The sequence below is a fragment of the Parashewanella curva genome (assembly GCF_003675895.1).
Taxonomy (GTDB): Bacteria; Pseudomonadota; Gammaproteobacteria; order Enterobacterales; family Shewanellaceae; genus Parashewanella; species Parashewanella curva.
Genome location: NZ_ML014756.1, coordinates 35,129 through 61,762, shown reverse-complemented (window position 1 = coordinate 61,762; position 26,634 = coordinate 35,129). Strand labels below are relative to the sequence as shown.

The window sequence follows — 26,634 nt, the reverse complement described above, 5'->3', positions numbered from 1 at the left end:
AGTGCAGAGTATTAAAACATGGCTTATTCAACTTTTTGTCAACAACCCAATGATGCAACCAAAGAACCTATGTTTTTTGGGCAGCCTGTAAACGTTGCTCGTTATGACCAGCAAAAATATGAAGTTTTTGAAAAGCTCATAGAGAAACAGCTATCATTTTTCTGGCGTCCGGAAGAAGTTGATGTTAGTCGTGACAAGATCGATTACGCTGCTTTACCTGATCATGAAAAGCACATCTTCATTTCAAATCTGAAGTATCAAACTCTACTTGATTCAATTCAAGGGCGTTCACCTAATGTTGCATTTTTACCACTAGTCTCAATTCCTGAGCTAGAAACTTGGATTGAAACTTGGTCATTCTCTGAAACTATCCATAGCCGCTCATATACCCATATCATTCGGAACATCGTTAATGACCCTTCGACCGTATTCGATGATATTGTTGTGAATGAAGAGATTTTAAAACGTGCTACTGATATTTCTGAGTTCTACGATGACTTAATCAAGCTTACTCAAGTTTACGAGTTATTTGGTGCAGGTACTCATACTGTAGACGGTAAAACCTTTACCGTTAACTTAAGAGTTCTAAAGAAAAAACTCTACCTGTGTATGATGTCTGTTAATGCTCTTGAAGCCATTCGTTTTTACGTAAGTTTTGCTTGTTCATTCGCCTTTGCTGAACGCAAGCTAATGGAAGGCAATGCAAAAATTATTCGCCTGATTGCTCGCGATGAGGCGCTTCACCTTAACGGTACTCAACATATTTTGAACCTTATGCAGTCTGGTAAGGATGATCCAGAAATGGCTGAAATTGCGGCAGAGTGTCAGCAAGAAGCTTATGACTTATTCTATAAAGCAGCTGAGCAAGAAAAAGAATGGGCTGAATACCTGTTTAAAGATGGCTCAATGATCGGCATGAATAAAGAAATCCTTTGTCAGTATGTAGAGTACATCACAAACCAGCGTATGAAAGCCGTTGGCCTTGCTCAACCTTACTCAGAAAACTCTAATCCTCTACCTTGGATGAAGAACTGGCTGGAAAGTGATGCTGTTCAAGTTGCTCCTCAAGAAGTTGAAGTATCATCCTACTTAGTGGGCCAAATTGATGCATCAATTGATGAAAGTGAATTTGAAGATTTCGATTTGTAATGAACTTCAAAAAAGCGCCCATTGTATACCTGCAAGGTAAGCCTGTTTTGTTGTTTGATAAACAGGCCAACTTACTCGAAGCATTAGAAGATAAAGAAATCGATATTTTTTCTGAGTGCCGCAATGGTTTTTGCGGCTCTTGTAAAACTAAAGTGATTAGTGGAACTGTAGAATATACCAATGAGCCATTAGCTGTACTTGAAGAAGATGAATGCTTACCTTGCTGTTGTTCTCCTAGTTCAGACCTAGACCTTGATTTAACTTCAGATATTGATACCAATGTTTTAGGTGAGTACATCAAAAAGTAACAATAATACATAGCCAACACCAAGTGGTTGGCTAGTTTTATTTAATGAATACACTTAAATAACAGCAGCTAACTCTGCACCTTGTCTGATTGCTCTTTTAGCATCAAGCTCTCCTGCTTCTGCTGCACCACCAATGATCTGCACATCTCTACCCATTTTTTTTAACTGCTGACTCAGCTCAATATTTGATACTTGACCTGCGCAAATGACAATATTATCAACAGCCAATACTTCATCGACACCATTAATAGTAATATGAAGCCCGTTATCATCCACTCTCTTATAACTGACACCTGTCTTGGTGATGACATTGTGATGCTTGAGTTCACTACGATGAATCCATCCTGTCGTTTTGCCTAAATTCTTACCTACTTTTTCATTTTTTCTTTGTAATAAATAAATCTGTTTCGGGGTAATATCCGTATCATTCTCAACCATTAACCCACCTGCTGAACGGTAATTTTGATCAATACCCCAACGGGCAAGCCAAGACTCTTTATTTTGCGTCTTCGATTTTGGTTCTAATAAATAATGGGCAATATCAAACCCAATTCCACCAGCGCCGATGATTGCAATTCGTTCTCCTATAGTTGGTTGTTCAATTAATAGTTTTTGATAGCTAATCACTGATGAGTGTTCAATACCCTCAAGAGGAATATCTCTTGGCTTGACACCTGAAGCCAGAATATATTTATCAAAATCAAGTTCAGTTTCTGGGTTAAAGCGAGTATTTAACCTTAAATCAATATTCAACTTCTCAATTTGGGCTAGAAAATACCTGATAGTTTCATTGAATTCCTCCTTACCTGGGACTTTTCTAGCAAGATTAAATTGACCACCTACTTCCTTGTTTGCTTCAAACAACACTACTTTATGACCACGTTGTGCTGCATAGATACTAAAAGCTAGTCCTGCAGGACCCGCCCCAATAACTGCGATCCGTTTGGGGTTTGACGAAGATTCAAAATTTAGTTCAGTTTCAAAACAAGCCCTTGGATTGACGAGACAAGTAACACGCTTTAGTTCAAACGCATGATCCAAACACGCTTGATTACAGCCTATGCAAGTATTTATCAATTCCGGTGTACCAGCTTCTGCTTTGTTAACAAAATCAGCGTCAGCTAAAAATGGTCTGGCCATAGAAACCATGTCAGCTTGACCACTTTTCAAAATTTCCTCAGCGACTTCTGGCGTATTGATGCGATTGGTTGCGACCAATGGGACTGTGACTTCACCTTTTAACTTTGCTGTTACCCATGAAAAAGCCGCTCGAGGAACACTCGAAGCAATCGTGGGTATTCTGGCTTCATGCCAACCAATTCCGGTATTTATGATAGTTACACCCGCTTCTTCCAACCATTTCGCAAGTTGGATCACTTCATCCCAAGTTGAACCTTCCTCAACTAAGTCCAACATTGAAAGTCTAAATATAATGATAAATTCAGTGCCTAGTTTTGCTCTAATGCCTTTGACTATTTCTAAAGCTAAACGACAACGATTTTCGAAACTACCTCCCCATTCATCATCTCTTTTATTGGTTTTTTTGCTAATAAACTGGTTGATGAGATAACCTTCTGATCCCATTACTTCGACACCATCATAGCCAGCTTGTTGAGCTAGACTTGCGCAATTAATAAAATCCTTAATCGTCGAGCGAATCCACCGTTTAGTTAATTTCCATGGTGTAAAACGGCTAATGGGGGCTTTGATACGGCTGGGAGCAACGGCAAAAGGATGGTAAGCATAACGGCCAGTATGCAGAATTTGCATACATATCTTAGTGTCTGTTTCATGGACAGCATCTGTAATTAACCTGTGCTTTGAAAGTTGAAATCCATTACTCAATTCTGCAGCATAAGGATAAGCTCTTCCACAAAAGTTAGGCGCAATACCACCGGTAACAATCAAACCAACACCACCTTCAGCCCGCTCTTTATAGAACTGTGCTAGTTTTTCGAAGCCACCTTTTTGCTCTTCAAGTCCAGTATGCATCGAGCCCATTAGTACACGATTCTTAAGTGTTGTGAAGCCAAGATCTAAGGGTTTGAATAATTGTGGGTATTGCATCTGGCCACCTAATTAGTATTTATAATGTTGATAACTTAATCTGTTAGTCGATTTTCCTCAAGTCCCTATAAAGAATATTAAAAACAGTTACAATTCTATTTAGAAATCCTTCAATGATTCAGGTAGCATAAAATCATATTCAAATTAAAGGGAGTTGGTATGTCTTCAACGCAACCATCTGCAGTTAAAAGTACATTCAAGTTTATCTGGAACGTCATAAACTTTACGCGCCAATTTATTATTAATTTGGTATTTTTCTTTTTTCTTTTTATCGCCCTTATTGGCATCATTGCAGCGGTTGCAACCGAAGAAAAAGTTCACCTTGCACCTGATAGCGCCTTAGTCCTTGATATTAGTGGCCGAATCGTCGACCAAAAACAATATGTTGATCCTATTGAGACTATAGTGGCAGAAAGCAGAGGACAAACTAACCCTGATGAAACATTATTGTCAGATATTTTATATGCAGTCGATTCTGCAGCGAATGATAAGCGCATAAACACTCTAGTTTTAGATTTGTCTGATTTAAAGTATGCAGAAACCAGTAAGCTTGAAGCGATTGGAAAGGCGCTACAAAAGTTCAGAGATTCTGGCAAGCCTATCGTTTCTTTCGGTAATTATTACAATCAACAACAGTATTTATTAGCTAGTTACGCCAACAAAATCTATTTAAACCCTCAAGGTATGATTGCTCTAGAGGGGCTGGGTCGTTATCGACTTTATTACAAGTCAGCGTTAGAGAAACTTAAGATCAAAACTCATGTCTTTCGAGTAGGTACTTTTAAGTCTGCTGTTGAACCATATTTGCGTGATGACATGTCCCCTGCTGCAAAAGAAGCTAACGAAGCTCTACTAAGTGATATTTGGAACAGTTACACAAATATTGTTGCTTCAAATCGAAACATCAAAGCAAACCAAGTTCTTCTTGAGCCTAAAGCCTATTTAGCCGAACTTAATAAAGTTGGCAATGATGATGCGAAACTTGCATTAAAAAGAAAACTTGTAGATGAACTTGCAACCATTGATCAGTTTAGAACCAAAATGATCAATGAAGTTGGTCAAGCTCGTACTGGCCAGAGTTTTAAACAAGTTGATATGCTGGATTATTTGAAACTTGTAAAACCTAAGCATAGCTTTTCAACAGGTGATTCAGTAGCCATTATCGTTGCCAAAGGCGTAATCCTTGATGGCAACCAAAAACCCGGTAATATTGGTGGCACCAGTACAGCCAAGCTTATACGTAAAGCTCGATTTGACGACAATGTGAAAGCAGTTGTACTAAGAGTAGATAGCCCTGGAGGCAGTGCTTTCGCTTCTGAGCAAATCAGACAGCAAATTGTTGAGCTGAAAAAAGCAGGAAAACCTGTAGTTGTGAGTATGGGTAGCTATGCGGCATCTGGTGGCTATTGGATTTCAGCCAGTGCTGATTATATTTATTCAACACCTACAACCTTAACTGGCTCTATCGGCATATTCGGTATGTTTAATACTTTCGAAGATTCTTTATCTTATTTAGGTATCCACGCTGACGGAGTATCGACTTCTGAATGGGCAGGCTTGTCTGCTGTAAGAGGTATAACTCCTGATGTGGCACGTGTTATTCAAAAGAAAGTAGAGTTTGGCTATCATAAATTCATTTCATTAGTAGCTAATGAACGCCACATGTCTCTACAGCAAGTCGATAAAATTGCGCAAGGCCGTGTGTGGAGTGGTAGTAAAGCATTAAAACTAGGGTTAGTTGATGCTATTGGTGATATGAATACCGCCATTACCAAAGCAGCTGAACTTGCGAATCTAGATAATTATCACACTAAAGAGATCAAACAAGAACTGAGCGCTGAAGAAGCGCTATTACAAGAAATGTTTGCCAAGGTGTCGGTTTATTTACCACAAGTAAGTCAATCACACTCCCCAGTTGATAGTTTATTGCTTCAGGTGGAAGATGCTACCAAGTCTCTTAAACAATTTAACGATCCTAATCATCTGTATATGCTTTGTGAAGAATGTTCGCAATAGCCTAAGTTAAGGATAATAATTACAAAAAAAGGGTAACTTAAGTTGCCCTTTTTTATTGGCCAATAGTAAGATCTATCTATACTTTAAAAATTTGAGAATAGTATGGGCAAGAAGTCAATTTATGTTGCATATACAGGCGGGACAATTGGTATGCAGCAAACTGAGCAGGGTTATGTGCCAGTAGCTGGGTTTCTAACACAATGTGTTGAAAACATGCCTGAGTTTTATCATCAAGAAATGCCTAATTTCACCATTAATGAATACAGCCCATTGATCGATTCTTCGAATATGATGCCATCAGATTGGCAAATGATAGCTGATGATATTAAAGCTAATTATGATAATTATGATGGCTTTGTGATCTTACATGGTACAGACACCATGGCTTACACATCTTCAGCATTATCTTTCATGTTTGAAGGGTTAACAAAGCCGGTTATCGTAACAGGCTCACAAATCCCTTTGGCACAACTGCGCTCTGACGGACAAGCAAATTTATTGAACGCATTGTATTTAGCGGCTAACCACCCTATTCCAGAAGTTTGCTTATTCTTTAATAACAAACTGTTTCGCGGAAATCGTACAACCAAGGCTCACGCGGATGGCTTTGATGCCTTCGCTTCACCTAATTTCCCAGTAATGCTTGAAGCAGGTATTAAAATTCGACAGCATATTAATACGCCATTTCCTAAAAATAAATCCGCACTCAAAGTCATCGACATCCAACCACAACCCATTGGCTTGGTGATGCTCTATCCTGGTATATCTACTGAATTAATCCAAAACATTTTATTGCAACCTGTAAAGGCATTGATCATCAGGAGTTTTGGTGTCGGCAATGCTCCCGAAAGCCCTGAACTACTCTCAGTATTAAAAGAAGCAAATGAGCGTGGAATAATTTTAGTCAATCTTACTCAGTGTTTTCAAGGGCGAGTCAATATGTCTGGATATGCCACTGGCAATGCGCTTGCATCAGCAGGCGTTATTAGTGGTGGAAACCTAACTATAGAAGCGGCTTTAGCCAAACTTCACATACTGTTGTCAAGAAACCTCACGACCGAACAGGTAAAACAGGATTTTGCTACAAACCTATGTGGTGAAATGGATTAAAGAACATGTCATATTCAGCAAATAACCTAGGGCGTGCCCTAACATTTGCTGATTACCACTCTCTTTCATGCTTATTTAATATATTACCATTAAGAAAATAACTTATTTTATGCCTTATTTTCAATACCTTGACCTAAGTAAGCATGCTTTTTCCTGAAATCGCAATTAATAAATATTCACTTCCCTAATCATAGGTAAGCTTGCACAATCCAATAATCGAATAATCAGCAGTAATTTTTGGTTTACTGTTCAACTCAATGTGATCCATGGCAAACACGCAGAAATATCAAGTACATAATCCTGAGATTGGCGCTTTACCAACCTCAAAATCTCCCTTGATAAAACAAATGCCCAACGAATGCAGATTTGTTGATTTTATTAATCAAGACCTCAAACCACAGCATAGAAATGAATCTAAAAATATTTGGACAGCTGTTGAATTATTTGAACCTCAGATCATTGCACAAATTGAGCCTTTTTTATTAGCTCGTGCACTTTGCCCCAAATCTCTTGAATCAGCCATGCTTCGGTCAATTTGTGATGACAATACAAAAGCAGTGAATAAACTATTAGATGCTGGCGTCACCATTGAACGACTAAAACAGTTTCAGTTTCCTTGGCTGCATGTGTGTGCATTAAACAACAGCCCTGAGTCACTGAGTTTATTGCTAGAACGTCACGCAAATATCAATGATGTAGACCATGACGGTAAAACACCTCTTCATATAGCGGCGCAGTATGATCGACATTCATTATTGCCTATTTTTGAAAGCCATAATGAGTGTGATGTGAATGCCGTTGATAATAGAGGCAATACTCCAATATTAACGGCTGCAATATTTCAAGCTTGGGACTTTGTGTTAAAACTGTCTGATAACATCGGAACTGATATTAATTTTGCAAACGATACAAATCTCGATGTATTAACTTTAGCAATCAAAGCAAAACAGAATAAGTTGATTAATAAACTTATTCTTCACCCCAATATCCAGCCAAGAGATAAACACCTTAAAACTGCGGTATATTCAAATAATTTATATGCTCTAAAAACACTACTGGCAACTTCTGATGAGTTACTCAGCCCAAAACTTAATGCTGAGCTACTTAACATTGCTGCTTCACGTAACTTCCGCCCAATAATTCGCGCTTTATTGGAACAGGGAATCAATGTTAATAGTAAAGACATCAACGGAAACACAGCTATTCACACAGCTTGCTTATATTCCCATTTAGATCTCGTTACAGACCTATTAGCTACACCTAATTTAAATCTAACAATCAGAAATCGAAAGGATCAAAGTCCGCTTGCCATAGCTAATCAGACTTATGATAAACACCTCAAGATGAACATTAACGGATTCCAACAAGACCCGCACTTGGATTCAGCAAAAAGAATTTTAATTAAACTGTCAGAATTTGTTAAATCTGTATATTGATAGCTAACTATAAAAATTTATTTTAAATTCCTAGGATTAGATTGGAATATAAGCCTTAATAATGTTCCAATAGTCACAATTTCACTACAAAGTGTAATAAAATTACATACAGACCTTTCTTTTGCCACATAGATCACAGACTCAAGTCCTACTTAGCTGTAAATTCGTAAGTAAAAGAACATTTAGCCAAATAATAACCTTAAGAATTTAGCTAAATATTTTTATAGGAATCCATTCCATGACTGTAACAAACGCTGAAGAACTCGATCTACTCGTTGAAAGAGTTGCCAAAGCCCAATCTGAATTCGCAAACTTTTCACAAGAGCAAGTTGATAAAATCTTTCGTGCTGCAGCACTAGCAGCCGCTGATGCAAGAATTTCATTAGCCAAAATGGCTGCTCAAGAAACCCGCATGGGTATCATTGAAGACAAAGTGATCAAAAACCACTTTGCATCTGAATATATTTACAACAAATATAAAGATGATAAAACCTGTGGCATTCTTGAAGAAGACCACACATTCGGAACTATCACAATCGCTGAGCCTGTTGGTATCATCTGTGGTATTGTTCCAACCACTAACCCAACTTCGACAGCTATTTTTAAAGCATTAATCAGCTTAAAAACCCGTAACGGCATTATCTTTTCTCCACATCCAAGAGCTAAAGCATCCACTACGGAAGCTGCCCGCTTAGTATTAAATGCCGCTATTGAAGCCGGTGCACCTGAAGATATTATCGGCTGGATTGATGAACCAAGCGTTGCTCTTTCAAATCAATTAATGACTCACGATAAAATTAACCTAATCCTAGCCACTGGCGGCCCAGGCATGGTTAAAGCGGCTTACTCATCAGGTAAACCTGCTATTGGCGTTGGTGCTGGTAACACACCAATCATTATCGATGAAACGGCTGATATTAAACGTGCAGTAAGTTCAATTTTAATGTCAAAAACGTTTGATAACGGTGTTGTTTGTGCATCTGAACAAGCCGTTGTTATTGTTGATAGCATTTACGATCAAGTTAAAGAACGTTTAGGTACTCATGGCGGTTATATTCTTAATAAGAAAGAAACCAAAGCTATCCAAAAAGTCATTTTGAAAAATGGTGGGCTAAACGCTGACATCGTTGGTCAAAGTGCAATTACCATTGCTGAAATGGCTGACATAAAAGTTCCAAGCTCAACAAAAGTTCTTATTGGTGAAGTAACCGAAATTTCTGAAACGGAAGCCTTTGCCCACGAGAAATTATCACCACTTCTAGGCATGTATCGAGCGGCCAACTTTGAAGAAGCACTAGATAAAGCAGCAGACCTTGTAGCATTAGGCGGAATCGGTCATACCTCTGGTTTATACACCAACCAAGATACTCAAGAAGAACGAGTTAAACAATTTGGTTTCCGTATGAAAACCGCACGTATTTTGATCAATACGCCAGCTTCTCAAGGTGGTATTGGTGATCTATACAACTTCAAGCTTGCACCTTCATTGACATTAGGCTGTGGTTCTTGGGGTGGTAACTCAATTTCTGAAAACGTTGGCCCAAGCCATCTAATCAATAAGAAAACAGTTGCTAAGAGGGCTGAAAACATGCTTTGGCATAAGTTACCATCTTCAATTTATTTCCGTCGTGGCAGCTTAGCCATCGCACTTGAAGAGTTAAGCAATAAAAAACGTGCACTTATCGTTACTGATAAATTCTTATTCAATAACGGTTATTGTGATGAAACTATCAAGGTTTTGAAAGCTCAAGGTCTTGAAACTGAAGTATTCTACGAAGTTGAAGCCGACCCTACTCTTTCGGTGGTTAAACACGGTGCTGACGTTGCTAAAAGCTTCCAGCCAGATGTAATAATAGCGCTAGGTGGCGGTTCTCCTATGGATGCGGCTAAGATCTTATGGGTAATGTACGAGCATCCAAATGTTCATTTTGAAGACCTTGCCTTACGCTTTATGGATATACGTAAACGTATTTACAAGTTCCCTAAAATGGGGAAAAAAGCGACTATGGTTGCGATTCCAACGACATCAGGAACAGGCTCAGAAGTTACTCCTTTTGCAGTAGTAACTGACGAAGTTACAGGCCAAAAATATCCAATTGCAGACTATGAGCTGACACCTAATATGGCAATTGTCGACCCTAATCTTGTGATGGATATGCCTAAGTCATTAACAGCATTTGGTGGTATTGACGCTATTACTCATGCACTTGAGGCTTATGTAAGCATAATGGCAAATGAGTACTCTGACGGTCAGGCATTACAAGCATTGAGCTTGCTTACTGAATATTTACCAGAGTCATACGAAAAAGGCTCAGCAGCACCTGTAGCCCGAGAACGCGTCCACAATGGTGCAACTATTGCTGGTATTGCATTTGCAAACGCATTCTTAGGTATTTGTCACTCGATGGCACACAAAATCGGTGCAGAATTCCATATCCCACATGGTTTAACTAATGCCTTGTTAATTTCAAACGTGATCCGTTTCAATGCGACAGATATGCCTAAGAAGATTGCTGCTTTCAGTCAATATGACCGCCCTAAAGCACTATGCCGTTACGCTGAAATTGCGGACCACCTTGGTCTTGGAGGTACTACTGATGATGAAAAAGTCCAAAAGCTCATTGAAAAAATTGAACAAATCAAGGCGACGATTGGCATTCCAGCATCGATCAAAGATGCCGGAGTAAACGAAGCTGATTTCTTGGCTAAGCTGGATGAAATTGCAGAAGATGCATTTGATGATCAATGTACTGGTGCAAACCCTCGTTACCCTTTGATTGCAGAGTTAAAGCAAATCTTGTTAGATAGCTTCTACGGTAAAGAATACAAAGACGAATAAACGTAATAAATTAACTTGTCACCAATTGTAAGCCTCAGTATTATTACCTGAGGCTTTTTTATTCAAATAGCAAACTGGAGGAAGCGACACAATGTTGACTCGTACAACATCTACTACTTCGAACCCCCTCCCTCCACCATCTACCAATCAAGGGAAACGAGACGGAATTACAAGCGCTAATGGGACTGATATTCAAGCTAAGCCAGCAGAACCAGCTACAAAGCTGAGAGATTTTTTTAAAAAACCGACAGCTAAACAAGCGGAACCAGCGAAAAAAACTGCCGATTTAGCAGCCACTTCGATTGCAATGAAACCTCTACCCCATCAGACAGTGATACTTGAAGTTAAAATTTGGGATGATGAACGAGTAAACTTTATTAATGCAATTCAAGGGTTCCCAGACTATCTTAATCGTCGACTATTTGCAGATCGACTAATCACCGAAGAAGACCATGACATAATTGCACATATAGATGTCGAGGTTGCTAAAGGAAATCTGCCACAGAACATACCTGTAGCATTGCAAAAATCAGACGAATTATGGAAGGTTTGCTTGAAAAGCATTAATGGGGAAGTTCCTCATATCCAGATAGAAAATTATAATGAACTAGCATTTTTAAGCGTCCTTGATTCCTTGAATATAGTTTGTTCAACTCATGAATCAAATACAGACGCATTAAAAATGCATTATTATTAGAATGCGCCAAACTCACGCCAAACATTACTCTGTCAGATAACCCTAGCTTTAGAAATTAAAAAGCCCTGTCATTTCTGACAAGGCTGTAAAAATTTGGCGGAGCGGACGGGACTCGAACCCGCGACCCCCGGCGTGACAGGCCGGTATTCTAACCAACTGAACTACCGCTCCAATGGGATTGAATACTACTAATACACTTATTAAGGGTCAATCTCTTTTTGTTTCCAAACACACCAAATGTCCAATATTTAAACAATTGTATTTTTAGCTAATACAGAAGATTTTTACCTCTCAACATCTTCCGGCATGGTCAAATCAATATCATTCAGGCTCATGTTTTCTACGGGGGCACTCTCTTTTGTCAAGCCACTTTTCATTTCAGCCATTTTTTCTGCCGTCTTCAAAGCTCGTTTTCTTACTTTCAATTTACGCCCAACAACTATTCCAGTGGCAATTAACAAAGTGAACAAAAGAACCAAACCAATAACCCAAGTCAAAATAGTACGTTTGGCTGATTTCTCTTTTTGTTGAAGTTTCTGAGCCTCCTCTTGTGCTAGTTCGAGTGCTGATTTTGCAGGTGCAGGTGGTGGCTCATGATTGAATGATATATCTGGCAACTTAATTAATATCTCTCGACCGCCAACTGTTGTTGAAGCGGCCATAACCGAAACAATATAATTACCATACTCTTCTACACTCGGAATTTTAATCTGCTCGATGCTGGATTTGAGTCCCTGAACGGAAAACCTCTCATTTAAATTATTTGGACCCATAATTTTATATTCAATTACGGTATCTGCGATTTGAATTTCTGCTGTATTACTATTTATTTTAATATGACGTTCTGCAGAATTTATAGCTGAATCAATAATGGATGTAGTTACTGGCGAAGGCTTTAATACGATTGTATTCGTATAATGTCTCTGAAATACTTCGTTATGGGCATTAACATCAAAGAGGTATTTACCTGGTTCAAGATCTAAATGAAAAGTACTTGTAAATATTCCATCATCAGGCTTTTCATCTAATAATCTACCGTCATCTTTGTATGTTACAATTCTGCGGTTTCCAATGATATTCTGCTTCCCGTCACCCTCTGCGAGCCGTTTAAATGCAACTGACCATTCGACTAAATAATCTAAGCCAGGCAATCTGACCTTCAAGTCATTATCTTTTAACTGAGCTACTGCTTTAATACGTTCTCCTACATAAAGCTCGCGGGGCAGAGGTTCAACATCAATACTCAATTCACTTATTTTTGTGATTGTTGAACCATCAACAATACGTCCTAGTAACTGCCATGGACCAGCTTGAGGTTTTGTGATCTCAATCATATCGCCCGTCATACCATCATGCCATTTAACATTCTCAGGGTGACGATGGGCATACCATTTGCGGCCATCAGGCAATACAATGACCACTGGCGGAGAACCATACTCTCTTTGCACAACTAAGGTGAGTTTTGAAACCATGTGATCGATTCTAAATCGATTTTGTAATTCACTAGCGGTCGAGATATCGTTTGCTTTCACTGAAAACGAGTAAGATAGACATGAAACCAAACATGCCTGTAAAAATAATAATACTGTTTGCTTCATAGACGCTTAGTCGCTCCAACGACATTTCCCACCTTTTGCGACTAATCCGAGTCGCTCGGTATGATTAGTAAGTTCATCGGCTGTAGCCATTAAAACTTTACCTATCTGTCTATCTGGAGCTAACCTTTGGATCCCTCCTGAGTCCCCACCGACGGAATCAGCAGAAAGATTTAACTTAGTTTGCCCACCTGTCATTAGCAGATAGACATCTGCTAGAATCTCGGCATCCAATAATGCTCCGTGAAGCTCACGGCGTGAATTGTCTACAAAATAGCGCTTACATAGCGCATCAAGGCTATTTCGCTCGCCTGGGTGCTTATGCTTAGCAATATCAAGAGAGTCAACAATTGAGCAAATATCCGCGGTAATCGGCCCTTTGGGGTTTAATAATGAAAACTCATGATCCATAAATGAAATATCAAATGGAGCGTTATGCGCCACAATTTCTGCTCCACGGATAAAGTCTAAAAACGCTGGAGCAATCTCATGGAATCTCGGACAATCTGCCACTCTTTCATTAGTGATACCGTGGACGGCAATTGCTTCTTCATCAATTTCCTGTCCTGGGTTTATGTATTCGTGGAAATGGCGACCCGTTAATTTACGGTCGATCACTTCGACACATCCTATTTCAATAATTCGATGACCAATATAAACAGGCCCTCCACTTTGATTCATCCCCGTGGTTTCGGTATCAAGAATAATCTGTCGTGATGCGCTGGAAACAATATTCATAGGCTAAGATTAATAAAATTTGTATAATTTGGCTTAATTTATTAACTATGGTAGCAATTTGATGGCAGAACGGAAACAAATCAGTATATATACCGACGGTTCTTGCTTAGGAAATCCTGGTCCAGGTGGCTATGGCATTGTGATGATTTACAAACAGCATCGCAAAGAGCTCAAGGATGGCTTTGCAAACACCACAAATAATCGCATGGAATTACTTGCACCGATTATCGCACTTGAAGCATTAAAGGAACCATGCAATGTCACTTTAACTAGTGATAGCCAATACATGCGTCAAGGAATCACCCAATGGATACACAATTGGAAAAAAAATAATTGGAAAACCTCGAATAAAACACCAGTTAAAAATGTCGATTTATGGCAAAGATTAGATAAAGCTCAACAACTCCATCAAATAGATTGGAAATGGGTTAAAGGCCATGCAGGTCACGCCGAAAACGAACGCTGTGATCAATTAGCAAGAGAAGCCGCCGAATCAAATCCCACACAAATAGACGAAGCATATCAAGGCTAACCTCTATTCACCCTGCCTGCACTTGGTGCCGTCGACCAGTTGGTGGCACGTTGCTTTTTCCAAGCTTTTGAAGGAGTTAAAGGACACTCCACCTTTTTAGCAATAATTACATAAAATGAGCCTGAGAAAGGTAACCAATTCCTCATCCATTGTTGCCACAAGCTATTATCTGAAAATTTACCAATCAAAGGGTGATAAACTTCTTTTTTTTGATCTATAACTTGATACCCCAAAACCTCTAACCAGTCCCTCACCCTATGTGCTGTAAAAAAACGACCATTCCATGGGTATAACTGGCGATGTTTAGGTGAAGCTTTACCGACTAAAAGAGGACTTAATGGATTACAACCAACTAAAATTAAATGCCCGCCAGAGATCAAAACTCTGCTCACCTCACGTAACACTCGATAAGGATTGGTTTCAAATTCCAATAATAATGCTGCTAACACACAATCAATAGAGCGTTTTTGTAATGGCAAGTGAGTGTAATCTGCCAATAAGCTTGCATTGCCTTTTTCTACGATTGAGAAATGGTGTGCAATACTTGACTTTTTAGTATCTAGCTCAGATGACAAAGCGCCAAGCTTTAATAGGTGGTACCCAAAAACCTGTGACATTTGCTCATTGATGTATGGACACAATGATCTAAGTGCCTGCTCACCACTAGGCAGCTCCAACCAAGACTTAGGTTTAGAAGTAATCATAGTTTTTATTCAAAGTTCCTTTTGGGTATATTATTAAATAAGAATTTTAAAACAATATTAAGATATATGCTTACAATCCAGCCCATACCCGCTTTCAACGATAATTACATTTGGTGCATCAGTAATCAACAAAAACAAGCAGTTGTTGTCGATCCTGGCTCGGCAGTAGAAGTGATAAGATTTCTCGAAAAACAACAACTGGTTTTAGTGGGTATATTAATTACACATCATCATGCCGATCATATCGGTGGTATTGAAGAACTACTTTCATCTTATGATACCAACATTCAAGTATATGGACCCAATTCAAAACGTATTCCTCAAATAACCCATATTGTTGATGATAAGACTCCCATATTTATTAATGAGCTTGGTGTATCAGCCCAAGTTATCAATGTAACAGGCCATACACTTGAACATATAGCTTATCTAATTGATGGGAATTTATTTTGCGGCGATACCTTATTCAGTGGTGGTTGTGGTCGAATTTTTGAGGGAACAGCAGAACAAATGTTCACTTCGCTAGAAAAACTTAGTGCTCTGCCATCTGCGACTAAAGTGTTTTGCGCCCATGAGTACACTTTAAGTAACTTAACATTTGCCTTAATGGCTGAGCCAAGTAATTCTTTGCTACTAGATTATTACGATCAAGTTAAACAACAACGACAAAACAATGAAATAACTTTACCGTCATCCATTGGAAAAGAATTAGAAATAAACCCATTCTTGCGATGCGACCAAGCAGAAATTCAATCCAAGGTTAGTACAAAGTTTAACCTCTCAACTTCATTGGATACGATAGATTGCTTCACATATTTGCGAAAATGGAAAGACATTTTTTAATCAATCCGTTAAAATCAATTCCAATTTTTGATCTTTATATTATTTATTTTCTATATATACTCGAAAAATTAATACCTAATATACTTTCAAACTTCATCTGATTTGTTGAATGTTTGTAATGTGAAGTTTGGAGAAAACATTTTTTTATGCGTGTGTCCCATTGCTTATTTGCAGGAAGCCTTGTTCTACTAACAGGTTGTCAATCAACGTTTAATACAGCCCCAAAAGAAGAAGCTAAAACCAATGTTCAAGCGGCTGTCTTGGATATCCAAGAGACAAAAACCTTAATAGAGCCTACAGCAACTCCTGTTACTGAAATAGATGTGTGGCAACGCATTCGAGACGGACTTCAATTTAAAGTTCCGAATGAAAAGTTAGTCAAGCAATATCGAAAATGGTATCTCAAACACCCAAAGCATTTACTTAGAGTCTCCGAGCGTGCCCAGCCTTTTATGTATTTGATCGTAGAAGAGATTGAAAAACGTGGTTTACCGCTTGAACTTGCACTACTCCCTATTGTTGAAAGCTCTTTTGATCCTTTTGCTTATTCTCACGGTTCAGCATCAGGCTTATGGCAATTTACTTCACCTATGGCACGTCATTTCGGACTAGATATTGATTGGTGGTATGACGGTCGGCGGGATGTCTATGCTGCGACTATTGCAGCTCTCGATATGCTTGAATACCTTCATAAAAAAACCAAGGGTAACTGGTTATATGCAATCGCAGCATACAATACAGGTGAAGGTCGAGTACTACGCGCAGCAAGAAACAATCGACGTGAAGGTAAAAGCACCAGTTTTTGGGGCTTAGATTTGCCTACGGAAACAGAACGTTATGTTCCTCAATTGCTTGCTTTAGCAGATATTATCAAACACTCAGACAAATACGGCTTAAAATTAGCCCCTATTCCAAACAAGCCTCAGTTAAAAGTTGTGCAAATCGATTCTCAAATCGATCTTGCTTTAGCTGCTGATTTTGCAGGTTTGAGCATTGACGATTTTTATAAACTAAATCCAGGCTTTAACCGATGGGCCACAGGGCCTGATGGAACTTACAACCTATTATTCCCAATTGAAAATGCTGAACGCTTTGAGCTTGCTCTCAATGAAAATGGCCCTGAAAAGCGTTTGAAATGGACACGTTATAAAATCAAGTCAGGTGATAGTTTAGGTCTTATAGCAAAACGCCATAACACTTCTATAGGTTTTATAAAAAAAGCGAATCATTTAAAAAGCAACACTATTGTTGTTGGTAAACATTTATTAATTCCGATATCAGCGAGAGAAAGGGAAGATTACACCTTATCTTTACCTTCTCGACTGGCGCATAAACAAAATACGCCTCGCGGTCAGGTGAAGGTCAATTACCGCGTAAAATCTGGTGACTCATTATGGACAATCGCCCGTCAATTTAAAGTAAAGTCGACGTCTTTAGCACGTTGGAACCACATGGCGCCAAGGGATACCTTAAGTGTCGGCAAGAAATTGGTAGTTTGGCTGAAAAAAGGTAAGAAATCTGGAATCATTCGAACTGTAAACTATAAAGTACGAAATGGTGATTCTTTGGCAAGGATTGCAAACAAATTTAAAGTGAGTATTAAAGACCTAGTAAAATGGAACCAACTGGATGCTAAAAAATATTTACAACCAGGGCAGACTTTAAGTCTTTATGTTGATGTGACCAACTACTCAAGCTAAACCACAAGGCCGCGCAAAGCGGCCTTTATTTTGCATATTTAATCAACTTGATTATTTAAAAATTTGATTAAGCTTATAGGCTAAACGAATACCTGCTTGTTTTAAACGCTGTTCAGAAAGCTCACGATTGTTATAAATATACTTATAACCTAACTTTGGGATACCTTTTTCAACTCTATCAAATTTATAAGTTTGCTCTCGATACCGGAGAGACTCTTTAGCCCAATCTAAAAAGGTACCCTGTTGCCATTTAAGTTTTTCTTTTTTAGAAACGGGCAGAAATTCAACGTATTCTTTATAGCTTAATTTTTGATTGTCAATTAAATGAGTATCCCATACTCGATGTAAATTTGAATGCTCATTAAACCATTTGACTTTAACTTTGTTACCACCTCTGTCTTCAGCAAAACCTACGTGAAGTGGTTGATGTAAATCACCGACCATGTGAACAAAAAAAGCCAGTGACTGCCATTTCTCTTTTTTAGACAATCTTGGATTTTTTAGCTTCTGCTCCAGTGTGTTAAGAGTGGATAAAATATCACCTCTGGGATTACGATTACTTCCTGTTAAATCAGCTTCCGTATCAGCACTAATATAGTGCCAAGGTGAAGCATGGTCCCACATACCAGAAGATCGGATTTCGTCAGGCCAAGTAGACAGCTTTGCCAGTGATTGACTATCGGTAATCGCCATTATTTTTTGTTTAGCCTTAGGGGTTAAGTTTAACTGCCCTATTTCACCAATAATTCGATGTCCATTTTGCCCGTGTGCATAGCTATTCGAAATCCCCATTCCACACATCAGACCAGAAACCAACAAACATCCAATTTTTTGATTTATCACTTTTTAACCTCTTACATTTATTTCAGCAAAAATTCTGTGACCTAGATTGCAAAATTGTTGCAAAGATATCAAAATACGCCACGAATAAGAAGTGTCATAAACCTGTAATTAACAGATGTTTAAAATTCACCAAGATAAATAACCTAAATACCTACATAAAGGGAAATAAAGCGATGAAAACGCGAAATCGTAAAATAAGCTCTGTAGCCTTAGCCTTGTGTATGGCGTACGGCCTTGCTGCTCCAGCAATGGCTGATACCGCAAGTAATATGAGAGGGCATATTACTAATACATCAGGTGTGGCTGTAACCGATGTTACTGTTTCTATTGTTCACGAACCAACTGGCTCTATCCGTAAAGTTAAAGTTGATTCAAATGGTAACTTCAGCGCAAGGGGTCTACGCGTTGGTGGTCCATATAAGATCATCTTAGATTCCGAGTCCTTAGCTGATGACACAATTGAAGGTGTTTATTTAAACGTTGGTGAAACGTTCAGATTAAACCGTTCTCTTTCAAGCCAAGATCAAATTGAGAGCTTTAGTGTTGTTGGTTCAGCATCACTTGTAGATTATGCAGATGCAAACTACTTTGGTGCACAAGCAATTGAAAACTCTCCAAGCATTGACCGTGATCTTAAAGACACACTTCGTCAAAATCCATTTGCAGTTGTATCTGATGGCGGTGATGGCTCAATTCTATCTGTTGCAGGTCTTAATCCTAAGTACAACTCATTCGTTGTTGATGGTGTAACTCAGAATGATGACTTCGGACTAAACGGTAACGGCTATCCATCACAGCGTTCACCAATTTCCGTTGATGCAGTTCAAAGTGTTGCATTAGATATTGCTCCATTTTCTGCCCGTAAAGGTGGGTTTAGTGGCGCACAAGTAAACGTTGTTACTAAGTCTGGTACCAATGAAGTTGAAGGCTCAGTATTTTATGAATATTCTAGTGACAAGCTTGCCGGTCGCAAGGCTGAAAATGATGAAGGCGATGTATTAGAAAATCGATTCCAAGAAAAAACTTATGGTTTGACTCTTGGTATGCCAATCATTGAAGACAAGTTGTTCTTCTTTGGTAGCTATGAAAAATTCGATGCCCCTACTGTTCAAGAATATACCCCAGGTGGTGCAAACCCCACTAAAACAACACCAGAGCAACTTGCCCAAGTTAAGCAAATTGCTGCAAACAAATATGGCTTGAGCAATATTGGTGTAGCAGATAACACTCCAGTTGAAAAAGACGAAAAACTTCTTCTCAAGGTTGATTGGACTATTAATGATGCACACCGCGCATCTTTTACTCACCAAAGCACCGTTGGTAACAGAACTCATAACACAAGTAATTCTCGTCGTCTAAACCTTTCGAGTAATCAGTACGACAAAGAAGAGGATCTCAAGACTTATTCCTTCAACTTATATAGTGATTGGAATGATGACTTTTCGACTGAGTTCAAAATTGCGCATAAAAATACACAAACAAGTCAACAGCCTGTTGAAAACTTAAATATTGGCCACGTTCAAGTTGACACAGACCGTGGTGTATCAGTGCACTTTGGTACAGATCAATATCGTCAGGCTAATGCTCTTGAAAACCAAAATCTTGAAGTTTACTTCGCGGGTGATTACCTATTAGAAGAACACAGCATTGGTTTTGGTTTCCAATTTAATAAACTTGATGTTGAGAATCTTTTTGTTCCTGCACAAAAAGGGTATTGGAGATTCTTCAGTATTGCTGACTTTGAAGCTGGCAAAGTTGGCCGCTTTGCATATAACAATGCGGCTTCTAAAAACTTAGATCAACTTTCGGCCAAGATCGACATGAGCACACTTGCACTATTTGTTGAAGATACTTGGACTGTAACCGATGATTTAGAATTAAACTTTGGTTTGCGCTACGAGAAAATCTTTGTAAGCAATGAGCCTCAATTAAACCAAAACTTTGTAAAACGTTATGGCTTTGCAAATAATGCAACCTTAGATGGTAAAGATATACTACTACCACGTATTGGCTTCAACTATACCCTAACTGACGATATTACAGTTAAGGGTGGAATCGGTCGCTTTAGTGGTGGAAAACCAACCGTTTGGATTGCAAATACACTTTCAGGTGATGGAGTTACGCGTCTTTCTAACTTCCGCTGGAATAAAACAGTACCACAAAACTTTGACACTATTCCAAGTGACATTCACAGTGGTCTAAAAGGTGGTGACGGTAATGTTGATGCCCTTGCTCCTGACTTTAAACTCCCTTCAGACTGGCGTTTCAACTTAGGTGTTAACTCTGAATGGAATTGGGGTATCCTAGGGGATAAATGGGAAGTTGCTGCTGATTTCTTATACATCAAGCAAGAAAACGATGTTGCTTGGAAGGATTTGGCTCGTCAATCTCAAGGCAAAGATAGTACGGGTAGAACCGTATACAGAACCTGTGATTTCTTAAAGCCACACGGTCCAAATGATGATTGCTCTACTTCACGCTACGACATCTTATTTACTAACGCTAAAAACAATGGTCACAGTGCTACAATTGCTTTGACTCTTGCTAAAGAATGGGATAATGGTTTCAGATTTAGAACTAGTTATGCTCATAACCGTGTTAAAGAAGGTTTCCCAGGTACTTCATCTCAAGCATCGTCAAACTATAAGCACACTGCAACGGCTTATGATCGTAACGAAGCTTATGTTGGCACAGGTCGTTATGAAACACCGCATAACTTTAACATCACTCTAGGCTATCAAACCGAACTATTTTCTGGTTATAAAACAAATGTTAATTTGTTCTATAATGCGAGAAAAGGCCGCCCACTTAGCTTGACCATGATTCCAGTTCGAAATGGCGGCTTTAAAGAGCAAAGCCGTTTGTTCTCATTCGGAGCTTATCTGCCGTACCTGCCAACAGGTGCTGACGATGCGAAAGTTAACTATGAAGATGGCTTTAGCTATGCTGACCTCAAGAAGGTCATTGACGAACTTGGTATCTCTAAGTACCAAGGGCAAATACTTCCTAAAGGTGTATTAAACTCACCTTGGACAAGGCAGCTTGACTTGAATTTCTCTCAAGAAATTCCAGGCTTCAGTGAAGAGCATCGTGGTGTTTTATATTTCAATATCCGCAATGTCCTTAATATGTTGAATAAGGATTGGGGTATCAATAAACGAAGCCGCTTTGGAAACAAAGCTATACTTGAATTCGATTATAACCCTCAAACCAAGTCATATACTTATGGCCCTCGAGAATTTGATAGTAAGACTTATGACGAGATCAACTCTCGTCGTTCAAACTGGGAAATGAAAGTTGGTATTAAATACAAGTTCTAATATCACTTAGAACCTGATAACAAAAAGCCAGTCTCTGACTGGCTTTTTTAATGTCAGAAAATTAAATCAAATACTAGCTTACCCACTCAGCTTCCCAATCCTTAAACACTGGATTCAATCCCCTCGCCCTCATAACATTAGCAAATTCTAAAACGCCTCGTTCATCACTGATCTCAAATTGTGATAACTCAGTTTTTGGGTGTAAATAGCCACCGGGTTCCGTTGAGCTACCAGCACTTACATGAGTGATTCCAAGAGGTAACAGGTTTTCTCTAAATCCTGCTTCTTCACGAGTAGATAAACTGATATCAAGTTGCGGATTAAACAATCTAAAGGCACATATTAGTTGGACTAAGCCTACATCGGTTAATTCCACTTTAGGATGCACACCACCAACACACGGACGTAGCCTTGGTAACGAAATACTATAACGGCTGCGCCAATACTTCTTTTCCATATAATCTAGGTGGTGGCCCATCATTAAAGCATCGAGTCGCCAATCATCAAGCCCAAGTAATACACCAAGTCCGATTTTATCGACTCCAGCGTTACCCAACCTATCCGGTGTTTCTAGTCGATAATCGAATTTAGATTTGTTACCACGTAAATGATGTTGCGCATAAGTGTGAGGTTGATAAGTTTCTTGATAAACCATCACGGCATCGAGTCCTAGCTCAACCAATTGATGGTATTCATCTTGTGTAAGTGGCTGTACTTCAATCGCTACATGGCTAAAGTGCTTTTTAACTTGGGATACCACTTTTTTGAAATATTCGATACCCACTTTGGTTTCATGCTCACCAGAAACCAATAAAATGGAATCAATGCCCCAAGATTTTAAGATCTTACACTCTTCCTCAATTTCTTCTTTATTGAGGATCACACGCTTTATGCGATTGCTCATGCTAAAACCACAATAATCACATTCATTAGCGCACAAATTTGATAAATACATTGGTAGATACATACCAATATTTGAACCAAAGCGTTGGCGTGTTAAAGCGACTGAACTTTGCGCCATTTGCTCGATATAATCTTCTGCCGCTGGTGAAAGTAACGCCATTAGGTTATCAAGATTTCGTTCGGGACGCTGTAATGCTCGATCAACATCCTTTTGAGTTTTTGAATAAAGTCTTAGTTTCAAATCGTCAAGATCGATTTGATTAAATTTTTCTGTAAAGCTCATATTTATTTCTCACAGAATACAACAAAAGCCTGTATCTAAGACAGATTATCTAAACCCGAGGGAGGGATTGTGAGATAAGGCAACCGTCCGTGACAGGATGTCACGGTCGTCAGCACATGGATGTGCGCTTCCGTTGGCGTTCTCACTATTCCTTCCTTCTAATATTCATTTCTCAGATTCTCTATATTTCAAACAGCTCACTATACAGGTGACAACTGGCTATCATGTAAAAATCCGGTCAGTGGACTGGTATTATGCGCTCTTGTTGATATACCCCCTAATCCAGCTTCGTAAGCTAAGCGCCCTGCATTTACAGCATATTTAAAGCATTTCGCCATAGTGATTGGATCTGAACTGCTAGCGATTGCAGTATTTACAAGAACCGCATCGGCACCTAACTCCAAGGCTCTAGCAGCTTGAGAAGGTGCGCCTATTCCTGCATCAACGACGACTGGCACATGAGCTTGCTCGATAATAATTTTGAGAAATTCTTCAGATACCAATCCTTGATTACTTCCAATAGGACTCCCCAAAGGCATGACAGCATGAATGCCAATTTCTTGTAATCGGCAACACAAAACGGGATCAGCATGGACATAAGGTAGAACAACAAAGCCCTGTCCTATCAATTCTTTTGCTGCTTGTAAGGTTTCAATTGGATCTGGCATCAGATACCGATGATCAGGATGAATCTCTAACTTAACCCAGTTAGTTTTAAACAATTCTCGTGAAAGTTCCGCAGCAAATATTGCCTCTTTGGCATTGCGAGCCCCCGAAGTATTAGGCAGCAATTTAACACCAGAATCCAATAAAGGTTGCATTAAATCATCAGTACCATTCTTAGCATCAATACGCTTCATGGCTAATGTGGTTAGCTGACTTTCTGATGCGGCAATAGAATCTAACATCAATTTGGAATTACTAAATTTTCCTGTACCAGTAAACAACCTTGATTGAAATTGGTGATCGGCTATTGTAAGCATAATTCTCCCCTATCCTCCTGCCACAGCTTGAAAAACTTGTAATTCGTCACTTTGCTGACAAACAGTTTCAGTCCATAATCTTCTTGGTAGTACTTTGTTGTTATAAACTACTGCGATACCTTTTAAACTTATTGACTCATCTCTGAGCAAAATCGCTTGCTCAATAGCAGATAAAATGGTGCTATTCTTGTCTATGCTAATTTGATCACCATTGTAATTTATTTGAATCACACACTGTCCTCTTCACATTTTATAATGCTGCAAACTGGACACTCAGGATCACGCTCTAACACCGCTGCAAACCAGTTAAAATTGATACCATCAAAGTGCCACAACTTCCCTGAAATATTGGGTAATCCCAAAATTTGCTTTAAAGCGAGCAAGGCTTGCATAGATGCTGCAATACCCACCATTGGCCCTAATACACCAACGGTTGAACAGTTTTCTGCGGTTTGAGTAGATTCAGGATAAAGACATTGGTAACATCCCGAAACATTTGGTTGATAAACCATGGCTTGAAGATTGAAATTGGCTACCGCAACAGAAACTAGTGCTATCTCCTGTTCTACACAAAATTGATTAATACTACGGCGAGCAGTAAAGTTGTCACAACAATCGATAACCACACTAGCAGTATCATCAATTTCTTGAAGCGTTTGCTTATCGAAGTGCTTGTTAGTCACATTAATTTCACACTTTTCATATTGTGTCCACAACTTATCAGCCACAGTTTCCGCTTTATTCTGACCAATATCTTCATCGGCGAACAATAATTGTCTTGGTAAGTTACTTAGCTCGACATTGTCACCATCAAACAGGTGTATTTTTCCAACACCTGCTGCAATCAAATAATGGGCAACTAAGGCTCCTAAACCACCAACACCGATTATTACCACTGAGGCTTTGTTAATTTTTAACTGCCCTTGCTCTCCTACTTCTGGCAATAAAATTTGCCGTGAGTAGCGCATGAAGTCGTTATCAGTGATCATTTATCCTCCATCCACATTGCTTTTAATTCTTTAAAAGCTTGTTGAGGGGATTCGGCTTGCGTAATTGCGCGCACAACAGCGATGGAATCAACATTTGTTGCTTTTGTTTCGGACAAATTGTCTTTATTTATCCCACCAATTGTGACTAAGGGAATATGTCCCTTAAAAAGCTGGGTATTTTGTTGAAGCTTAACCAAGCCTTGAGGCAGTGAAGGCATATCTTTAGTTAAAGTAGGAAAAATATGGCCAATCGCTAAATATGATGGTTGTAGTTGGTATGCTAATAATGCCTCGAAAGTTCCGTGGCTAGAAAGACCTAATGCAATACCCGCATCAGAAATAGCCTGTAAATCAACACCAATGACATCTTCTTGCCCTAAGTGAATGCCATAAGCATTATGCTTTAGAGCCAGCTGCCAATGATCATTAATAAACACTTGAGCTTTATATTCTTTTCCAAGTGCTATCGCATTAACAATTTGCGCTTCGAGCCATTCAGATTCTTTATCGTTAAGATCCTCTGCTTTTAAACGCAGTTGAACGGTTGTGCAGCCTACTTTAAGCAAATCTTCAATCAACTCAACACTGCCAACAACAGGGTAAACATCTAAGTCTATGCCTAATGCTTTAAAGCCACCCTCAGGTTTGATAGCTACTAGCTCTGATTGGGTAGAAGTTATTGTAGGGAAAAAACTAATGTCTTTCGGCCAGCCCGTTCTAGCTAAAATACCTGGGCCTTTACCAAGCTGATAACTTTGGTTTAAGCCTCTAGAGACATAAGCTTTGGCAATAGAAACTGCATCTAAAATGCTATAACCATATGCTGAAACAGACGCGATTGCAGATGACAGTGTGCAACCCGTTCCATGATTGTTAACGGTATCAATACGTTCACTGGCAAACCAGAATTTAGCATTGTTATGATTATCGGAACAATGAGCAACTTGATGGCAAACCAAAAAATCTAACGCTAGCTGATTATCGACAAATTCATAATTATCACCGCCTTTAGCTAACACGCTACAAGCTAAGGATTTCGATAAAGCACAAGCTGCCGAAACAATATCGCTTTTATCAGTAACAATGATTTCTGATAGTTGTTGCAACTCAAAGAAATTTGGTGTGATTAGATCAATTAAGCCTTTGAGCGGCGAAAAATCTAAACCTTTTGATTCTGCAAGAATATCACCACTGCTGGCAATCAAAACAGGATCAAGCACCACAACTAAATCTGGATAAATAGCACGTTTTTGCTTTAACCATTCAGCAATGAGCTCAATTTGTTTTTGATCCACCAGCAAACCAATTTTGATGGCTTTAGGTGGTAGATCAGCATTAAGCGTATTAAGTTGTTGCTTTAGCATTTGCTGATAAACTGGCTCAACAAAGTCTACAGCGACACTACTTTGTGCCGTCACAGAGGTGACCACAGTACAGGCATGGCTGTTTAAATCATTAATGGTTGCCGCGTCCGCTTGAATCCCTGCGCCGCCACTACTATCAGAACCAGCAATTGTCCAGACCACAGGACGGGTAATCCGCCCTATAGTTTTACTTTGTGAAGAAGTCATTAAGTCCC

Annotated in this window: 20 protein-coding genes, 1 tRNA gene and 1 pseudogene; 11 read left to right on the top strand and 11 right to left on the bottom strand. The window is 39.1% G+C overall.

Annotation, left to right across the window (positions count from 1 at the left end; translation table 11 throughout):
• Positions 1 to 18: 18 nt before the first annotated feature.
• On the top strand, positions 19 to 1,149 hold the full coding sequence (gene nrdB / locus D5018_RS02825; protein ID WP_121837470.1) for a class Ia ribonucleoside-diphosphate reductase subunit beta: 1,131 nt from the start codon (positions 19 to 21) through the stop codon (positions 1,147 to 1,149).
• Positions 1,149 to 1,418 (top strand): annotated as a pseudogene (yfaE, locus tag D5018_RS02820) (class I ribonucleotide reductase maintenance protein YfaE); the annotation flags it as partial. The gene nrdB and the pseudogene yfaE, both read left to right, overlap by 1 nt.
• Before the next feature lie 93 nt (positions 1,419 to 1,511).
• On the opposite strand, the gene D5018_RS02815 reads toward yfaE, so the two are convergent.
• Positions 1,512 to 3,524 carry an NADPH-dependent 2,4-dienoyl-CoA reductase gene (locus D5018_RS02815; protein WP_121837468.1) on the bottom strand — a complete coding sequence of 671 codons (2,013 nt, stop codon included), beginning with the start codon at positions 3,522 to 3,524 and terminating at the stop codon, positions 1,512 to 1,514.
• 159 nt (positions 3,525 to 3,683) lie between these two features.
• Here D5018_RS02815 and sppA point away from each other — a divergent pair, with 159 nt between their 5' ends.
• The 5 genes from sppA (at position 3,684) to D5018_RS02790 (ending at position 11,622) form a co-directional block, all read left to right on the top strand.
• The gene (gene sppA, locus D5018_RS02810; RefSeq protein ID WP_121837467.1) at positions 3,684 to 5,540 is read left to right on the top strand and encodes a signal peptide peptidase SppA; all 1,857 of its coding nucleotides are present in this window, start codon (positions 3,684 to 3,686) and stop codon (positions 5,538 to 5,540) included.
• 102 nt (positions 5,541 to 5,642) lie between these two features.
• Complete coding sequence (ansA, locus tag D5018_RS02805) at positions 5,643 to 6,650, top strand: asparaginase (RefSeq protein ID WP_121837466.1); 1,008 nt, start codon at positions 5,643 to 5,645, stop codon at positions 6,648 to 6,650.
• A gap of 266 nt (positions 6,651 to 6,916) precedes the next feature.
• Positions 6,917 to 8,086 (top strand): ankyrin repeat domain-containing protein, encoded by a 1,170-nt coding sequence (locus D5018_RS02800; RefSeq protein WP_121837465.1) that lies wholly within the window; start codon positions 6,917 to 6,919, stop codon positions 8,084 to 8,086.
• A 238-nt stretch (positions 8,087 to 8,324) separates the two neighbouring features.
• Entirely contained in the window at positions 8,325 to 10,925 is a 2,601-nt protein-coding gene (gene adhE / locus D5018_RS02795) for a bifunctional acetaldehyde-CoA/alcohol dehydrogenase (RefSeq protein ID WP_121837464.1), read from the top strand.
• Between the two features lie 91 nt (positions 10,926 to 11,016).
• Positions 11,017 to 11,622, top strand: a complete 606-nt coding sequence (locus D5018_RS02790) for a hypothetical protein (protein ID WP_121837463.1) — start codon at positions 11,017 to 11,019, stop codon at positions 11,620 to 11,622.
• Positions 11,623 to 11,716: 94 nt separating this feature from the next.
• Here the strand turns inward: D5018_RS02790 and D5018_RS02785 are convergent.
• The 3 genes from D5018_RS02785 to dnaQ form a co-directional block, all read right to left on the bottom strand.
• Positions 11,717 to 11,793 (bottom strand) — tRNA-Asp (locus D5018_RS02785).
• Positions 11,794 to 11,906: 113 nt separating this feature from the next.
• Positions 11,907 to 13,220, bottom strand: a complete 1,314-nt coding sequence (locus D5018_RS02780) for a TIGR03503 family protein (protein ID WP_121837462.1) — start codon at positions 13,218 to 13,220, stop codon at positions 11,907 to 11,909.
• A gap of 6 nt (positions 13,221 to 13,226) precedes the next feature.
• Positions 13,227 to 13,955 (bottom strand): DNA polymerase III subunit epsilon, encoded by a 729-nt coding sequence (gene dnaQ / locus D5018_RS02775; RefSeq protein ID WP_121837461.1) that lies wholly within the window; start codon positions 13,953 to 13,955, stop codon positions 13,227 to 13,229.
• Between the two features lie 61 nt (positions 13,956 to 14,016).
• Between dnaQ and rnhA the strand changes: the two genes are divergently transcribed.
• Positions 14,017 to 14,487, top strand: coding sequence for a ribonuclease HI (rnhA, locus tag D5018_RS02770; protein WP_121837460.1), 471 nt, complete (start codon positions 14,017 to 14,019; stop codon positions 14,485 to 14,487).
• On the opposite strand, the gene D5018_RS02765 is transcribed toward rnhA, so the two are convergent.
• Positions 14,484 to 15,191 (bottom strand): class I SAM-dependent methyltransferase, encoded by a 708-nt coding sequence (locus D5018_RS02765; protein ID WP_121837459.1) that lies wholly within the window; start codon positions 15,189 to 15,191, stop codon positions 14,484 to 14,486. The genes rnhA and D5018_RS02765 overlap by 4 nt on opposite strands.
• Before the next feature lie 66 nt (positions 15,192 to 15,257).
• Here D5018_RS02765 and gloB point away from each other — a divergent pair, with 66 nt between their 5' ends.
• Positions 15,258 to 16,034, top strand: a complete 777-nt coding sequence (gloB, locus tag D5018_RS02760) for a hydroxyacylglutathione hydrolase (protein WP_121837458.1) — start codon at positions 15,258 to 15,260, stop codon at positions 16,032 to 16,034.
• Positions 16,035 to 16,180: 146 nt separating this feature from the next.
• Positions 16,181 to 17,734 (top strand): lytic transglycosylase, encoded by a 1,554-nt coding sequence (locus D5018_RS02755; protein ID WP_121837457.1) that lies wholly within the window; start codon positions 16,181 to 16,183, stop codon positions 17,732 to 17,734.
• 51 nt (positions 17,735 to 17,785) lie between these two features.
• Here D5018_RS02755 and D5018_RS02750 read toward each other — a convergent pair whose 3' ends face one another.
• Entirely contained in the window at positions 17,786 to 18,577 is a 792-nt protein-coding gene (locus tag D5018_RS02750) for a S1/P1 nuclease (RefSeq protein ID WP_121837456.1), read from the bottom strand.
• A gap of 173 nt (positions 18,578 to 18,750) precedes the next feature.
• Between D5018_RS02750 and D5018_RS02745 the strand changes: the two genes are divergently transcribed.
• Positions 18,751 to 21,897 (top strand): TonB-dependent receptor, encoded by a 3,147-nt coding sequence (locus tag D5018_RS02745; protein ID WP_121837455.1) that lies wholly within the window; start codon positions 18,751 to 18,753, stop codon positions 21,895 to 21,897.
• A gap of 73 nt (positions 21,898 to 21,970) precedes the next feature.
• On the opposite strand, the gene thiH is transcribed toward D5018_RS02745, so the two are convergent.
• The 5 genes from thiH to D5018_RS02720 all read right to left on the bottom strand — a co-directional run bounded on the left by thiH (position 21,971) and on the right by D5018_RS02720 (position 26,626).
• Positions 21,971 to 23,083, bottom strand: a complete 1,113-nt coding sequence (thiH, locus tag D5018_RS02740) for a 2-iminoacetate synthase ThiH (protein ID WP_121837454.1) — start codon at positions 23,081 to 23,083, stop codon at positions 21,971 to 21,973.
• Positions 23,084 to 23,283: 200 nt separating this feature from the next.
• Positions 23,284 to 24,066, bottom strand: coding sequence for a thiazole synthase (locus D5018_RS02735; protein ID WP_121837453.1), 783 nt, complete (start codon positions 24,064 to 24,066; stop codon positions 23,284 to 23,286).
• Positions 24,067 to 24,075: 9 nt separating this feature from the next.
• Entirely contained in the window at positions 24,076 to 24,297 is a 222-nt protein-coding gene (gene thiS, locus D5018_RS02730; protein ID WP_121837452.1) for a sulfur carrier protein ThiS, read from the bottom strand.
• A complete protein-coding gene (locus tag D5018_RS02725) occupies positions 24,294 to 25,055 on the bottom strand; it encodes a HesA/MoeB/ThiF family protein (protein WP_121837451.1) in 762 nt (253 codons plus the stop codon). Before D5018_RS02725 ends, thiS begins: the two co-directional genes overlap by 4 nt.
• Positions 25,052 to 26,626, bottom strand: a complete 1,575-nt coding sequence (locus D5018_RS02720) for a bifunctional hydroxymethylpyrimidine kinase/phosphomethylpyrimidine kinase (protein WP_121837450.1) — start codon at positions 26,624 to 26,626, stop codon at positions 25,052 to 25,054. The genes D5018_RS02725 and D5018_RS02720 overlap by 4 nt, the downstream gene beginning before the upstream one ends.
• Positions 26,627 to 26,634: the final 8 nt, after the last annotated feature.